Source organism: Rhizobium sp. WSM409, assembly GCF_057653825.1.
Genome location: NZ_CM172794.1, coordinates 4,316,498 through 4,330,309 on the forward strand (window position 1 = coordinate 4,316,498; position 13,812 = coordinate 4,330,309).

Consider the following 13,812-nt stretch of genomic DNA (forward strand, 5'->3'; position numbering starts at 1 on the left):
AATCGCCGTCAACGCATCACTGCGCAGCCAGCTCCATCACCTTGATCTGCGTTGCTTCGTCGCGATTGAGGAAACCGGTCACGCGTCCTTCGTGCATGACCATGATGCGATCGCTCATCCCGAGAACTTCGGGCATCTCGGATGAGATCATCACCACCGCCACGCCATCTCGCGCCATCTCCGTGACCAGCCGGTGGATTTCCGCCTTGGCGCCGACATCGATGCCACGCGTCGGCTCGTCGAGGATGAGGATGCGCGGATTGGTGAGCAGCCAGCGCCCGATCAGCACCTTCTGCTGATTGCCGCCCGAAAGATTTTCCACCCGCTCGTAAAGATTGGGCGTTTTCACGCGCAGCTTTTTTGCCATGTCTTCGCAGGTTGCCTCGACTGCGCCCTGCTGCACGAAGCCGCCCTTGACGTATCTGTCCTGTAGAACGGCGATCTGCATATTCTCGAGAATATCGAGGATCAGCAGGCAGCCGGTATCTTTGCGGTCCTCAGTCAGGAACGCCATCCGATTGCGGATGGCCTCGGTCGGCGAAGAAATGGTCACCGGCTTGCCGTAGAGCTCGATCGAGCCGGAGCTTGCCGGCGTCACCCCAAACAGCGTTTCGGCGACATTCGACCGGCCGGAGCCAACGAGGCCGGCCACACCGAGGATTTCGCCGGCCCTGACCTCGAAGGAGACGTTGTTGAAGACGCCCTTGAGACAAAGATCCTTGACGGAGAGCACGACCTCGCCGATCGGCACCTCTTCCTTGGGAAACATCTGGGTGATCTCGCGCCCGACCATCATGCGGATGATGTCGTCGCGGGTGACGTCGGTCGAGGCATGCGTGCCAATATATCGTCCGTCGCGGAAGACGGAGAACTCGTCGGCGATCTCGAAAAGCTCGTTCATCTTGTGGGTGATGTAGACGATGCCGATGCCTTGGGCCCTGAGGTCGCGGATAATACGGAAAAGATGCTCGACTTCGCGCTCCGTCAGCGCCGAAGTCGGCTCGTCCATGATCAACACGTCGGAATTATAGGAAACCGCCTTGGCGATCTCGACCATCTGCCGGTTGGCGACCGAGAGGTGGCGGACCTCGATATCGGGGTCGATGGCGATATTGAGCCGAGTAAACAGTTCCTCGGTCATGCGATGCATCACGCCGTGATCGATGAAGCCGAGGCGGTTCTTCGGTTCGCGGCGAATCCAGATATTTTCGGCAACCGTCATGAACGGCATCAGGTTCAGTTCCTGATGGATCATGGCAATGCCGTTCTCCAACGCGTCGAGTGGGGACTTCAGCTGGATCTCGATCCCTTTCAGCCGAATATCGCCCTTATCGGGCGTGTAGATGCCGGCGAGGATCTTCATCAATGTCGATTTGCCGGCGCCGTTTTCGCCCATCAGCGCATGCACGGAGGCGCGCTTCAGCCGGAACTGCACGTCATCGAGTGCGACGACACCAGGAAATTCCTTGCGGACACCCTCGGCGCTCAAGAGATATTCCGCATTCGGGACCGCGCCGCTCGCGCGCACGGCGGCCATGGTTGTCGGGCTGACGGCCATATCATCTCCTCCGGATACGGGCAGGCGAAAAGGATGCGGACAAAGCCCGCATCCTCTTAGCGTTCGCCTCAGTTCTTGGTGACGAAGTCCTTGACGTTGGCAGGCGTGACGAGCTGGAAGGGAATGTAGACCTTCTTCTCGATCTTTTCGCCCTTGGCGAGCTTGAGCGCTGCATCCAGCGAGCCTTTGCCCTGGCCGGCGGCATCCTGGAACACCGTGACGTCGAGATCGCCCGCCTGCATGGCGGCAAGTGCATCCTGCGTGGCGTCGACGCCGCCGACGACGACCTTGGTCATATCCTTGCCGGCCGCCTTCAGCGCCTGAATGGCGCCGATCGCCATTTCGTCGTTGTTGGCGATCACGGCGTCGAATTCGATGCCGCTCGAGAGCCAGTTGGTCATCAGGTCGGCGCCCTGGGTGCGGTCCCAGTTGGCCGTCTGCTCTTCGACGATCTCCAGGCCCTTGCATTCATCCGTCTTGATGACGTCGTGGATGTCTTGGGTGCGCATGCGCGCAGCCTGGTTGGAAAGCTCGCCCATGATGACGACGGCCTTGCCCTTGCCGCCGAGAATGCGGCAGATTTCCTTGGTTTCCAGCGTGCCGGATTCCTGTTCGTTGGATGCGACGAAGGCCTGCTTGTCCGGCAGCGTGTCGACGTTGACCGGCTGACGGTTGACGTAAACCAGCGGGATGCCGGCATCGGCCGCGAGCTTCGACATTGCCGTAGTCGCATCGGTATCGACAGGGTTGACGATGATCGCATCGACCTTGGAGGCGATGAAATTCTGGATCTGGCTCTGCTGCTTGGAAACGTCGTTCTGTGCGTCTTCGACCTGCAGCGTCACACCGCTCAGTGTCTTTGCATAATCGGTCATGCCGTTGCGCAGAACCGTCAGGAAATTGTCGTCGAATTTCGCCATCGAGACGCCGACAGTTTCCGCGTGAGCGGCCGTCGACATGACGAGCGCCATCGCAGTGCCCAGGATAAACTTTTTCATTTTCACTTCCTCCACAAAGCGGTGCCCGGCTGCACCCTCCTCACGCCGGAGCTCCAGGCATTTGCTCTGAAGCCGCAATTCCCCTGCGCCACCTCTCCCGCGGCGCTCCGCAAAACGGAACAAACAAACCGTTAAATCTGTTCTGCGGAATATTCATTCCATTTTCTGGGAACGGCGTCAAGTATCTTTAGCGGCGACGAGATATGGATGAGAACGAAATGCCGCGGGGCCTCACGACCGACGCCCACATTCCTCGTGTTGTGAAAGACCAAGCGAGCATCCATCTATGGGAGGATCGAAGGCAGGCTCACGGCCGCAGGCGCCTTCGACCTCTCGCCGCGACCCAATCATTTGAAGATTTTGGAGACAGGACAAATGTCCATTTCGATGTATCGCCTCACCGTTCCAATGTTCCAGCGCGGCCTCGCCAGTCTGAAAACCTACCTCGACAAGGCCGAAGCCTATGCGAAGGAAAAGAATATCGATCCCGCCATATTAGCCGCCGCTCGCCTGGCGCCCGACATGCTGCCGCTCTCCGGCCAGTATCAGCGCGCCAGCGACAGCGCCAAATTTGCGCTCGCCCGCCTGACGGCGACCGACGCCCCGAAGTTCGAGGATAACGAAACGACGTTCGACGACCTGCGCGAGCGCCTGGCAAAGACCGAAGCCTATCTCGCCGGCTTCTCGGCGGAAGCATTGGAAGGCACGCAAACCCGCCAGATCACCCTGCCGGGAAAGAGTGGTATCGTACTGCCGGGTGACGAATATATCGCCACCTTCGCCCTGCCGAATTTCTATTTCCATGTCGCGACGGCCCACGCCATCCTGCGCAACCAAGGCGCACCGATCGGCAAACGCGATTATCTCGGCTGAACCCCCGGTTCGGCCCGGCTAGACCACTGCATAATTCCTTAAATCGGAATCGATTTAAGGATAAAATTATGGAGCGATTCAAAGTGTTACAGCGTCCTTTGTGGATCTTAAAAAGACACGCGGCGCTATAATATCAGGGCCGGTGCGTCACCGGCCCTCTTTCCGTCAGCTCAGTATAGGCGAGAGTCTGATCGAGATGGCGTGCGCGGAGCGACAGCAGCTTCTCGGCATAGTCGAGCCGTATCGCCGCATAGGCCGGATCCGCCGCGACATTGTCGAGTTCCATCGGGTCGTCGGCAAGATTGAAGAGCAGCGGCGGCAAGGCGGTGAAATGCACATATTTGAACCGCGCGTCGCGGATCACCGCGAGATTGCATTCGTTGGACCGCAGCCGGAAATGCTGCTCGGCCTCACCATGCGCAATGTCGCGGAAATCGAATTCCCAAAATGCCGCGTCCCGCCAGCCCTTTCCGCTGCCACCCCTGACGAACGGCATGAGCGACCGGCCATCGAGCCCGTTCTTCGCGTCGATGCCAAACCTTTGGCAAAGTGTCGGAAAAATATCCGCAGCGCTGGTGAATTTGTCGACGACCCCACCCGCAGCACTGCTTGCGGGATCGCGGATCACCAGAGGAATATGATAGCTGCCGTCGAAGAAACCGCCCTTGCCGAGCATCCAGTGATCGCCCGCCATCTCGGCGTGATCAGAGGTGAAGACAACAAGCGTATCGTCCCAGGCGCCCGCATCCTTGAGGGCCTGCCAGATGCGGCCGAGCTGCGCATCGACCTCTGATATCATGCCGTAATAGATCGCCCGGATCGCGGCGAAATCCTCGGCGTTCCAGCCGCTGAGCGGCCCCGTTGCGCCGTGGATAAAGCTGCCCTTGTCAGCGCGCGGCATGGCATAGGCGAGGTAGGGATGGCTGACCGGTTCCGCTTCGCGGTTTGTCGCGCGGGCAAAAGCCGGTCCCTCGCCTGGCTTGACCATCCGGTTGAACGGCTCCGGCACGGAGAACGGCGGATGCGGACGTAAGAAAGAGACATGCGCAAACCACGGCCTGTCCTGTTCGCCCATCCAGCGGATGAACTCGCCGGCCAGGAAAGCCGTTTGGGTCTCGTCGCGCGAATAGGCCGGCGCCGCATTTGAAATTTCTCCGGCTCCAGCACCAACAGGAATATGGATATCGCGGCTGACGGCATCGGCATGGCCGCGAGACCTGAGCCAGGAGAGCCACTGTCTTTCGTGCTCGGGCAGAAGCTGGCGGGCCGTAAAGCCCGGCAGCACGCCTTCGTAGCTCGTTAGATGCGGATCGCCGCCATCCATCCCGCGCGGATCGGGCGCCGTATCGGTGTAGCCGAACAGCGTCGGGTCGTATCCCGCCCGCCGGGCGGCCAGGGCCAGATTGTCGAAGCGGGCATCGAGCGGCGAACCGTTGCGGCAGACCCGGTGGTTCATCTGATAGAGACCGGTATAGAGCGTGGCCCGCGCCGGTGAGCAGGGCGCCGCGCCGGCATAGTGCCGCCGGAACAGGGTGCCTTCCCGCGCCAGAGCATCGACGCCAGGTGTCTTTACACAGGCATGACCGACAGCCGACAGGCAATCGCCGCGCCACTGATCCGCCGTGATCAGCAGGACGTTCGGCCGGCGCGCTTTCTCGATGCTGGTTGGCTCAATGCTGGTTGGATTTTGCATGCCAGTCCCAGGCGGAGCGGATGATCTCGGACAGATCATATTGCGGCACCCAGCCGAGCACGTCGCGCGCCTTGTCGTTATTGGCGACCAGCGTATGCGAATCGCCTTCGCGACGGCCGATATATTCGACCGGGAAAGGCCGGTTCGATACGTCCTCGATCGCGCCGAGCAATTCCTTGACTGTCGTGCCGGTGCCGGTGCCGAGGTTGAGCGCGACGGAATCGCCGCCCTTCAGTAGATATTCGACGGCGCGCACATGCGCATCGGCAAGATCCAGCACGTGGATATAGTCGCGCACACAGGTGCCGTCGCGTGTTTCGTAATCGCTGCCGAACACCTTGAAACCCTGACGGCGGCCGAGTGCCGCGTCGATCGCCAACGGTATTGCATGCGTTTCCGGTTGATGCCATTCGCCGATCCGGCCCTCGAAATCGGCGCCGGCCGCATTGAAATAGCGCAGTACCACCGAGCGCAGGCTCCTGTACTGGTCGTAATCGGCAAGCGCCTGTTCGACGATATATTTCGTCCGCCCATAGGGATTGATCGGCACCTGCCGGTGCGTCTCGTCGAGCGGCACGCTCTGCGGCAGGCCGTAGGTGGCGCAGGTGGAGGAGAATACGAAGGCGTTGATGCCGGCCGCCTGTGCCGCCGAAAGCAGTGTCAAAGTGCCGATCACATTGTTCTCGTAGAAGGAAACCGGATCCTTGACCGATTCGCCGACCTCGATCAGCGCCGCGAAATGCAGGATCGCCGCCGGCTTGTGTTTGGCCAGCACCTCGTCCAGCCGGGTGCGATCGCGAATATCGCCTTCCTCGGCCGGCCCCCATCTGACGAACTCGCGATGGCCGTTCGAAAAATTGTCGAAGACGACAGGCGTATAGCCCTTGTTCGCCAGGTCGAGGCACGTATGCGAGCCGATATAGCCGGCGCCGCCGACGACAAGAACCGTTTCACCTGCCATGCACCACCCTTATTTTTCGTTGAGAGATGGGAGAAACCTAGACGAGATACACGTCAATAAAAAGAAGGAACTGCGATCGGCGTCAACGGACAATACGTCAAATGCCGAAGCCACGTTCGACCGGGTGCGATCCGCCTGCGCAATATATGCCGGATCAGAAGGAAGCATAAATTATTCGCGTGATTTGCATAGCGGCCCGATCTAAGGCGCTTGCACCACCATGTGATGATCAACGGTCCGCAGCCATCAGACAGGAGAGCGCGAATGAGGAAGGCATTGGTCGTTTGGGGCGGCTGGCAAGGCCATGAGCCGGAGCAATGTGCCGATATCGTCGCCGATCTCTTGCGCGAGGACGATTTTACCGTCGAGGTGACCGGCGATCTCGGCGTATTCGGATCTCCGACGCTGGCGAAAGCCGATCTGCTGGTGCCGATCATTACCGGCGAAAAGCTTGAGAAGGAGCATGCCATCGGCCTCGTCGAAGCGGTGCGCGGCGGGCTCGGACTTGCCGGCCATCACGGCGCGCTCGCCACATCCTTCAAGGAAAGCGCGCCTTTCCGCTATATCTCCGGCGTCACCTGGGTCGCCCATCCCGGCAATATCATCGACTTTCGCGTTGCCGTCACCCGCCAGGACGATCCCGTCATGGAGGGCATTCCCGATTTCGACTATCGTTCGGAGCAATATTATCTCCATTACGATCCGACCGTCGAAATCCTCGCGACCACCACCTTCACCGGCGCCTACGATCCGGCGGCCCGCAATGTGGTGATGCCCGTCGTCTTCAAGCGCCATTTCGGCGCCGGCCGCATCTTCTATTCCGCCCTCGGCCATGTCGCGGCCGAATTCGACCATCCCTACATGCCCCTCATCCTGCGCCGTGGCCTGAGCTGGGCCGCACGTCAGTAGCGTCAGAACGATCGCCCGCGGATGAGGATCGGCAACGATATCCGGGCGACTTCGGCGGCTAAAGAACGCGCATTTCAGGCTGGAGGGCAGCCTCGGCTGATCGGCCGGCATGGGCGGCCGCTTGCCGATCGTCCGCCCGCGCCATAATTTCCCCGGATGCAGGATCGCTTCTCTTTCTTCCCCGCCACCCCCGACCGCCTGGCCGACATAGAAGCGGTCTTCGACGATTGCGCCGACGGCCGGAATTGTCGCTGTGCCTACTGGTATCTTCCGAATGCCGACTACAAGGCAGGATGGGGCGAGGGAAATCGCAACTGGTTCCGAAGCCTGCTCGCCGAATGGCGTCCGCCCGGCATTCTCGGCTATCACGACAATGAGCCGGCCGGATGGTGCGGGGTCGCACCGCGCGTCGTGTTCGACCGGCTGCGCCGTTCAAAGCCCTTTGCGCCGGTCGATGACAGGCCGGTCTGGTCGATCAATTGCTTCATCGTCCGCAAGCCGTTCCGGCGACAGGGATTATCGCAACTATTGCTGAAAAATGCGGTCGAATTTGCGACGGCAAACGGCGCCGAATGTCTCGAGGCCTATCCCGTCGACCAGGCAGCCCGTGCTTCGAACCGAGCCGAGCTTTATCCGGGAACGCTATCGATGTTTCTGGATGCCGGTTTCACCGAAGTGGCAAGACGCCTGCCGGCCAGACCTGTGGTCCGTCTGGAATGCCGCTGAATATTTCGGCAACCCAGGGATTGATAATATGGCTTAGCGGGCCGCCTTGATCTGCCGGTCGTTCTCGACGGCGGGAGCCGCCTCGTCATAAATCCGCAGCAGCCGTCCGGCTGCCTTCAGCTTCTCGATGAGGTCGTTTCCATCAGGCGAGGCCTTCGTCAGCTCCAGCTGTTCGAACTCCCGCAGCGCCTGCGCCCAATGGCTTTCCCCACGCCCATCCGGCCTGCCTTCCGATTCCCATAGTGAATAAGCGCGCTGGCTGACCCAGGCGTCTTTATTATGACTCATAATCAACCCCAGCGAGAAATTTGGAAGCAATATTCGACAAGCAACAAGGTGCCAAAACCGGCTTTAGGAGTCGTTACGAGGCAGCGTTAGTTTTTAGCTAATCCGAGGTGCCCGAGGGATTATCCCGTGCACACATTCCGGGACCTTGGCCTCGTATCGCCTGCAGGGTAGGGTCAACCGCAGAAACGACAGCGATGACCGATGGCAGCCAAGACAACACTTAATGCGAAGAATCTCGAATCCCTTGGTGCGCAGCGCCTTGCCGAGCTGCTGATCGAGATCAGCATGGGCAGTGCTGCCCACAAGCGACGGCTTCGAATGGAGCTTGCCGGCAATCACGGCAGCGCCGAGGTGGCGCGTGAGGTGCGAAAGCGACTTGTCAGCATTGCCCGCGCCCGCACCGTCATCAACTGGCGCAAAGTGAAAGCGCTGAAGAACGACCTGGAAACGCAGCGCAAGACGATCGCAGAGACGGTTGCCGCCGATGATCCCCAGGAGGCGTTCGACCTAATTTGGCAGTTCCTCGCATTGGCGAATCCGATCTTTGAGAGATCCAGTGACAGCAGCAGTTCTCTCATCCAAAGTTTTCATCAGGCTTGCGAGGATGCTGCCGCAATCGCCGCCTCCGCCAAGATCGGCTCCAATGTCCTGGCCGACAAGGTGTTTAAAGCCGTCCAAGACGATGGTTACGGCCAGTACGACAACCTGATTGCGGCGATGGCGCCAGCTCTCGGCAAGGATGGTCTCGATTGCTTGAAAACCCTCTTCGTCCAATGGTCAAAGGAGCCGAAAGACAAGCCGGCTAATGACAAGCGCGAGATCATCGGCTGGGGCAGCGCAGGCCCCCTTTACGAAGATGAGATCTACGGCACTCAGCGAGATCTGACGGTGCGCATAGCCTTGCAGGAAATTGCCGATGCCCAGGGCGATGTTGATGACTACATCGCTCTGCAACCCGAGAAAACGCGCAAGATGCCGATGATTGCGGCCGACATCGCCAATCGCCTGGTCTCGGCCGGCCGGTCCAAGGAGGCAATTGAGGTGCTGAATGAGGTCGATGCGACAGGCCAGGCCGGCATGCCATTCGAATGGCAGCGCGCGCGCGTCGAGACGCTCGAGGCCCTGGGGCGGCGAGAGGAAGCTCAAACCTATAGATGGACGTGCTTCGAGCAGTCGCTGCACGATCAGCATCTCCGCGCCTTCCTCAAGCGACTGCCGGACTTCGATGATCTGGAGGCAGAGGAGAAGGCATTCGCTTATGCCCAGGCTTTCCCGGAGGTCCACCAGGCGCTTACATTTTTCCTGAATTGGCCGGCACCCGCCGAGGCAGCGAAACTCGTGATGAGGCGGAAGGCGGAACTGGATGGCAATCTCTATGAGCTGATGCCGGCGGCGGCCGAAGCTCTGGCGGAGAAACATCCGCTTGCGGCAACCATCCTCTTGCGCTCCATGATCGATTTCGCGCTCGATAGCGGCCGGTCCAGCCGCTATAAGCATGCGGCGAGGCATCTTGCGGACTGCGCATCGCTTGCGCCTCATATCAATGACTTCGGCGACACAAGACCCCATGACATCTATGTCGCAGAACTTAAGCGTCGACACGGCAAGAGGCATGGCTTCTGGAGCCTGGTGACCTAAGTCGCTTCAGATATATCACCTTCGGAGGAATTCCATGACGACCACCGCCTGGCACGCCGATCCACTGACTTGGGGCACTGGACCCCGCATCTTCGAAGCCTTTCTGGAGCCGACTTGCCCCTATTCGGTCAAAACGTTCAACAAGCTCGATGACCTGCTGAGCCAAGCCGGCGAAGACAAGATCACCGTGAAGATCCGCCTGCAGTCGCAACCCTGGCATATGTATTCGGGTGTCCTCGTCCGCTGCATCATCGCAGCCTCAACGTTGGAAGGCGGCAAGCAGACAGCAAAGAAAGTGATATCAGCCATTGCGGCCCATCGCGAGGAGTTCGAGTTTGAACGCCATGCCGGCGGCCCAAATATGGATGCGACGCCGAACCAGATCATCGAGCGCCTGGAAGGCTACAGCGGCGTCAAGTTGAAAGAGGCCTTCGCCACCCCGGATCTCGACCGGGAGATCAAGTGGCACTGCAAATATGCCCGGCAGAACGGCATCCACGTCTCGCCAACCTTCATGATCGACGGGCTGGTGCAGGCAGATATGAGCAGCGGCGATGAGGTTGTCGTCTGGGTGAAGAAGGCACTGGGCAACTGACGCTGGCCGAGTGCCAGAGACGGTCCCGCCCGCCTATTTGTCTCCTGCCATGAATACCATGCAGGAATCAGTGCAAGCAGCAGGGATTTTCCAACTTTGGACTTCAGGAAACACCGCGGGTGTGGCCCTGGGATGGATGCGATCCTACCGGCCAGTCACGGAAGTATCCCGGCAATCACAAAGCGCTGATAATCCCGGGAAGCTTATGGCGGAGAGGGTGGGATTTGAACCCACGATACCCTTGCAGGTATGCCGCATTTCGAGTGCGGTGCATTCGACCACTCTGCCACCTCTCCGCGGTCTGGTCGGCGCTTGTTCGGCGCGGGCGTTCTCATAACGGGCAAATGACAGGCTGGCAAGCCGAAAAGTCGAAGCATTCCATCCTTTTGCCTTGACACCTTTTTGTCACTCGCGTATCCCGGCTGCGCAATAGGTTTGGAGAAATCCGCGCCTTGGCAATCCCGCGCTCGCGCGGGGCTTCACCGGCAGGACGAGTTCGAGGATTAGACCTCTGAAATCCCTGCTTAACTTCGACTGATAAAAAGACAGCCACCTGCTCAATTAGCGGGGAGCGCTGGAACGAACATGAAAGGATAAAAAATGTTCGCAGTCATCAAGACCGGCGGTAAACAGTACCGTGTGGCAGCCAACGACGTGCTGACCATCGAAAAGCTGGAAGCCACCGCTGGCGACTCCATTGAATTCACCGAAGTGCTCGTGATCGGCGAAGGCGCCGACGCTGCGATCGGTGCGCCCTTCGTAACCGGCGCCTCTGTCAAGGCAGAAGTCGTCGAACAGAACCGCGGCAGGAAGGTCATCGCCTTCAAGAAGCGCCGCCGTCAGAATTCGAAGCGTTCGCGCGGCCATCGTCAGCATCACACGGTCGTCCGTATCACGGACATCGTGGCTGCCAAGTAAGATCAACGGGACAAGGTTTAAAGGAGAACTCCAATGGCACACAAAAAAGCTGGCGGTTCATCGCGCAACGGTCGCGATTCTCAGTCCAAGCGCCTTGGCGTGAAGAAGTTCGGCGGCGAAGCCGTCATCGCAGGCAACATCATCGTGCGTCAGCGCGGAACTGAGTGGCATCCGGGTTCCAACGTCGGCCTCGGCAAGGATCACACGATTTTTGCGCTTACCGCCGGCAATGTGAACTACCGAACCAAGGCCAACGGTCGCGTCTACGTGTCTGTCATGCCGAAAGCGGAAGCAGCGGAATAAGCCGGTAGCGCTCAAAAACAGCCGGCGTCTCATCGACCCGGCTGGCCGTATCAGGTTCAGTCTAGAAAACAGGGGAGATGGGGCGCCATCTCCCCTTTTTCTTTACCCCTCAAGGAGGACTGAACCATGCAAGGCGAATTGTTAAGGGTAGACCAATCACGGTCTCCCCAGGAAGACCAGCGGTCTTCCACGGAGCGGCTGAGGCCGGAACGGTTAAGGACCGATTGCCCTGTCTTGTTATCGGAAAGGCTCGTCATGCGCGCGCCCCACGAAGAAGACATCGACGCCCTTGCCCATCTCGCCAATAACGCCAAAGTCGCCACCATGGTATCGCGTATGCCGCACCCTTATACCGCCGATGATGCTGCCGACTTCGTGCGTCGCACGAAAAATGGCGAGATTGGCAAGTGCGTCTATGCGATCACCAAAGCCGAAAACGGCGCCTTTATCGGCTGCTGCGGCGTGGAGCCGCAAACAGACGGCAAAACCGTCGAGATCGGTTACTGGCTGGGCGAGCCCTATTGGAACAAGGGTTATACCACCGAGGCCTGCCATGCCCTGGTCGATATGGTGTTCAGGACCCGTCAGGACGTCGATCAGATCGACGCCCGTTGCCGGGTCATGAACGTCGCCTCGCGCCGCGTCATCCAGAAGTGCGGCTTCCAGTTCCAGGGATCGGGGCTCGCCGCCTCGCTGGCGCTCGGCAGCAACGTGCCGGTCGAATGGTACAGGCTCGACCGCAAGACCTGGATGTCCCTCCGAAGCTGGGGGAACATCGCATGAGCACGACTGCGCTGCAAAGGCCGGAGGTCAAGCCGATGATGCCCGGCCCCGCGCCGGTTATCTCGACCGCCCGGCTGACGCTCCGCCCCCACAGGCTGAGCGATGCGCCTGCGATCGCGGAATCGCTCTCGGATTTCGCGGTCACGCGCATGTTGTCCCGCGTACCCGCGCCGTTCGACCGGCAGGATGCGCTGGACTGGCTGATCCCGGTCACCTCGGGCACCCTGCCCGACTGGCCGCTGGCGATCACCGATAAGGACGACGTCCATATCGGCAACGTCTCGATCGAGCTGCGCCACGGTCGCTGGCACCTCGGCTACTGGCTGAACCGCTATTACTGGCGGCGCGGCTATATGAGTGAGGCGGTGGCGGCGATCATCGAGCGCTTCTCGCGCCGCATGCCGGAGACGCCGGTTCATTCCGGCGTTTTCGCCGACAACCCGGCTTCGCTGCGACTGCAGGAGAAGCTCGGTTTCCGCATGACGGGCTGCGGCGAAATCTATTGTTTCGCCCGCAATACCATGGTGTCGCACATCGAGACCGTGCTGCAGCCTGGCATGCTGCAGCCGCGAAAGGTCGCCTGATAGAGCATGGTGCCGAAAAGTGTACGCGGTTTTCGGACAACATCATGCTCCAGAACTAGAAAGGAGACGTCGCCGTACTGGCGGCGTCTCCATCAAACGCCGATCTCGACCCATAGAGGAAAGTGATCGGAAGCGACGGATTGCGTATCGATCCGGGCGGATTTCAACCGGCTCTGCAGGCCGCAACTGACGAAGCAATAATCGAGATGCATGCGTTTGCCGTGATCTTCGGGATCCATCCAGCTGTAGCTCTCCGGAGAGTAAGCCTCCAGCGCCGCAAAAGCGTCGACCGGCGTGCCGATCCTCGCCACACGGCCGTAATATCCGCCGCCAGCACCGGCAAGCGCGCAATATTCCGGCGATTCCGGCTCCATGTTGAAATCCCCCATGATGACATAATCCTCCGGCAGCGGCGGCTCCGGCAGGTCGAATTCACCACCCCCCGTCAGCGACCCACCCTCCTGGACGAAGGCATTGATATGCGCGTTCAAGAATTCCAATTGGCGGATGCGCTCGTCGGCAGAGACATGGTCGAGATGGACGGAGTAGACGCGGATCGCAGCGCCGGGTGCGTCGATCACCGCCTCGGTCGCGCCACGCTGCAGGTTGATCTTGCCGATCGTCCGGCTGCGCGGCAGAAGCAGCGTCCGGGTCGAGACAACAGGCCAGCGCGACAGCACCATGTTGCCGAACTGGAAACGGGTCCCGCGCACCGGCTGGAACCCGCCTTCATCAGCTTCGACATGCATGTCGCAGGCTGGCCCATACACCCAGAAATAGTCGGGAAAGAAGGCTGCAACATCGGCTGCCATGTCGGCAAAACCGTTGCGGGAGAAGCCGCGGGTCACCTCCTGCAGCGCGATGACATCGGCACCCTCGAGGCTCCGGGCAATGCGCGCCAGATCGTATCTGCCGTCGAGACCGAAGCCGTACTGTATGTTATAGCTCGCAAAATTCACGATAATCTTTGACCTCCGTCGGAACC

15 protein-coding genes and 1 tRNA gene are annotated in these 13,812 nt (G+C 60.0%); 9 read left to right on the forward strand and 7 right to left on the reverse strand.

The window, feature by feature from the left end; genetic code table 11:
- Positions 1 to 16: 16 nt before the first annotated feature.
- Positions 17 to 1,558: a sugar ABC transporter ATP-binding protein gene (locus tag AC25BC_RS21180; protein WP_012759468.1), complete on the reverse strand. Its 1,542-nt coding sequence runs from the start codon at positions 1,556 to 1,558 to the stop codon at positions 17 to 19.
- Positions 1,559 to 1,626: 68 nt separating this feature from the next.
- The gene (locus AC25BC_RS21185; protein WP_012759469.1) at positions 1,627 to 2,556 is read right to left on the reverse strand and encodes a sugar ABC transporter substrate-binding protein; all 930 of its coding nucleotides are present in this window, start codon (positions 2,554 to 2,556) and stop codon (positions 1,627 to 1,629) included.
- Between the two features lie 375 nt (positions 2,557 to 2,931).
- Between AC25BC_RS21185 and AC25BC_RS21190 the strand changes: the two genes are divergently transcribed.
- Positions 2,932 to 3,429, forward strand: coding sequence for a DUF1993 domain-containing protein (locus AC25BC_RS21190; RefSeq protein WP_012759470.1), 498 nt, complete (start codon positions 2,932 to 2,934; stop codon positions 3,427 to 3,429).
- 133 nt (positions 3,430 to 3,562) lie between these two features.
- Here the strand turns inward: AC25BC_RS21190 and AC25BC_RS21195 are convergent, their stop codons facing one another.
- Positions 3,563 to 5,122 (reverse strand): alkaline phosphatase family protein, encoded by a 1,560-nt coding sequence (locus AC25BC_RS21195; protein WP_012759471.1) that lies wholly within the window; start codon positions 5,120 to 5,122, stop codon positions 3,563 to 3,565.
- Positions 5,100 to 6,083: a UDP-glucose 4-epimerase GalE gene (gene galE, locus AC25BC_RS21200; RefSeq protein ID WP_012759472.1), complete on the reverse strand. Its 984-nt coding sequence runs from the start codon at positions 6,081 to 6,083 to the stop codon at positions 5,100 to 5,102. Before galE ends, AC25BC_RS21195 begins: the two co-directional genes overlap by 23 nt.
- Before the next feature lie 264 nt (positions 6,084 to 6,347).
- On the opposite strand from galE, the gene AC25BC_RS21205 reads away from it, so the two are divergent.
- Positions 6,348 to 6,992: a ThuA domain-containing protein gene (locus AC25BC_RS21205; RefSeq protein ID WP_012759473.1), complete on the forward strand. Its 645-nt coding sequence runs from the start codon at positions 6,348 to 6,350 to the stop codon at positions 6,990 to 6,992.
- 156 nt (positions 6,993 to 7,148) lie between these two features.
- Positions 7,149 to 7,718, forward strand: a complete 570-nt coding sequence (locus AC25BC_RS21210) for a GNAT family N-acetyltransferase (RefSeq protein WP_012759474.1) — start codon at positions 7,149 to 7,151, stop codon at positions 7,716 to 7,718.
- A 33-nt stretch (positions 7,719 to 7,751) separates the two neighbouring features.
- On the opposite strand, the gene AC25BC_RS21215 is transcribed toward AC25BC_RS21210, so the two are convergent.
- Positions 7,752 to 8,006: a DUF2934 domain-containing protein gene (locus tag AC25BC_RS21215; RefSeq protein WP_012759475.1), complete on the reverse strand. Its 255-nt coding sequence runs from the start codon at positions 8,004 to 8,006 to the stop codon at positions 7,752 to 7,754.
- Positions 8,007 to 8,207: 201 nt separating this feature from the next.
- Here AC25BC_RS21215 and AC25BC_RS21220 point away from each other — a divergent pair, with 201 nt between their 5' ends.
- Positions 8,208 to 9,644: a DUF6880 family protein gene (locus AC25BC_RS21220; RefSeq protein ID WP_012759476.1), complete on the forward strand. Its 1,437-nt coding sequence runs from the start codon at positions 8,208 to 8,210 to the stop codon at positions 9,642 to 9,644.
- A gap of 34 nt (positions 9,645 to 9,678) precedes the next feature.
- Complete coding sequence (locus AC25BC_RS21225) at positions 9,679 to 10,239, forward strand: DsbA family protein (RefSeq protein ID WP_012759477.1); 561 nt, start codon at positions 9,679 to 9,681, stop codon at positions 10,237 to 10,239.
- Positions 10,240 to 10,445: 206 nt separating this feature from the next.
- Here the strand turns inward: AC25BC_RS21225 and AC25BC_RS21230 are convergent.
- A tRNA-Ser gene (locus tag AC25BC_RS21230) sits at positions 10,446 to 10,535 on the reverse strand.
- A 304-nt stretch (positions 10,536 to 10,839) separates the two neighbouring features.
- Between AC25BC_RS21230 and rplU the strand changes: the two genes are divergently transcribed.
- From rplU to AC25BC_RS21250, 4 genes are all read left to right on the forward strand, one after another.
- Positions 10,840 to 11,157: a 50S ribosomal protein L21 gene (gene rplU, locus AC25BC_RS21235; RefSeq protein WP_012759478.1), complete on the forward strand. Its 318-nt coding sequence runs from the start codon at positions 10,840 to 10,842 to the stop codon at positions 11,155 to 11,157.
- 33 nt (positions 11,158 to 11,190) lie between these two features.
- The gene (rpmA, locus tag AC25BC_RS21240) at positions 11,191 to 11,460 is read left to right on the forward strand and encodes a 50S ribosomal protein L27 (RefSeq protein ID WP_003543909.1); all 270 of its coding nucleotides are present in this window, start codon (positions 11,191 to 11,193) and stop codon (positions 11,458 to 11,460) included.
- A gap of 126 nt (positions 11,461 to 11,586) precedes the next feature.
- Positions 11,587 to 12,243 (forward strand): GNAT family N-acetyltransferase, encoded by a 657-nt coding sequence (locus tag AC25BC_RS21245; RefSeq protein ID WP_003543911.1) that lies wholly within the window; start codon positions 11,587 to 11,589, stop codon positions 12,241 to 12,243.
- Positions 12,240 to 12,827, forward strand: coding sequence for a GNAT family N-acetyltransferase (locus AC25BC_RS21250; RefSeq protein WP_041935599.1), 588 nt, complete (start codon positions 12,240 to 12,242; stop codon positions 12,825 to 12,827). The genes AC25BC_RS21245 and AC25BC_RS21250 overlap by 4 nt, the downstream gene beginning before the upstream one ends.
- 92 nt (positions 12,828 to 12,919) lie before the next feature.
- On the opposite strand, the gene AC25BC_RS21255 is transcribed toward AC25BC_RS21250, so the two are convergent.
- Complete coding sequence (locus AC25BC_RS21255; RefSeq protein ID WP_012759480.1) at positions 12,920 to 13,786, reverse strand: endonuclease/exonuclease/phosphatase family protein; 867 nt, start codon at positions 13,784 to 13,786, stop codon at positions 12,920 to 12,922.
- Positions 13,787 to 13,812: the final 26 nt, after the last annotated feature.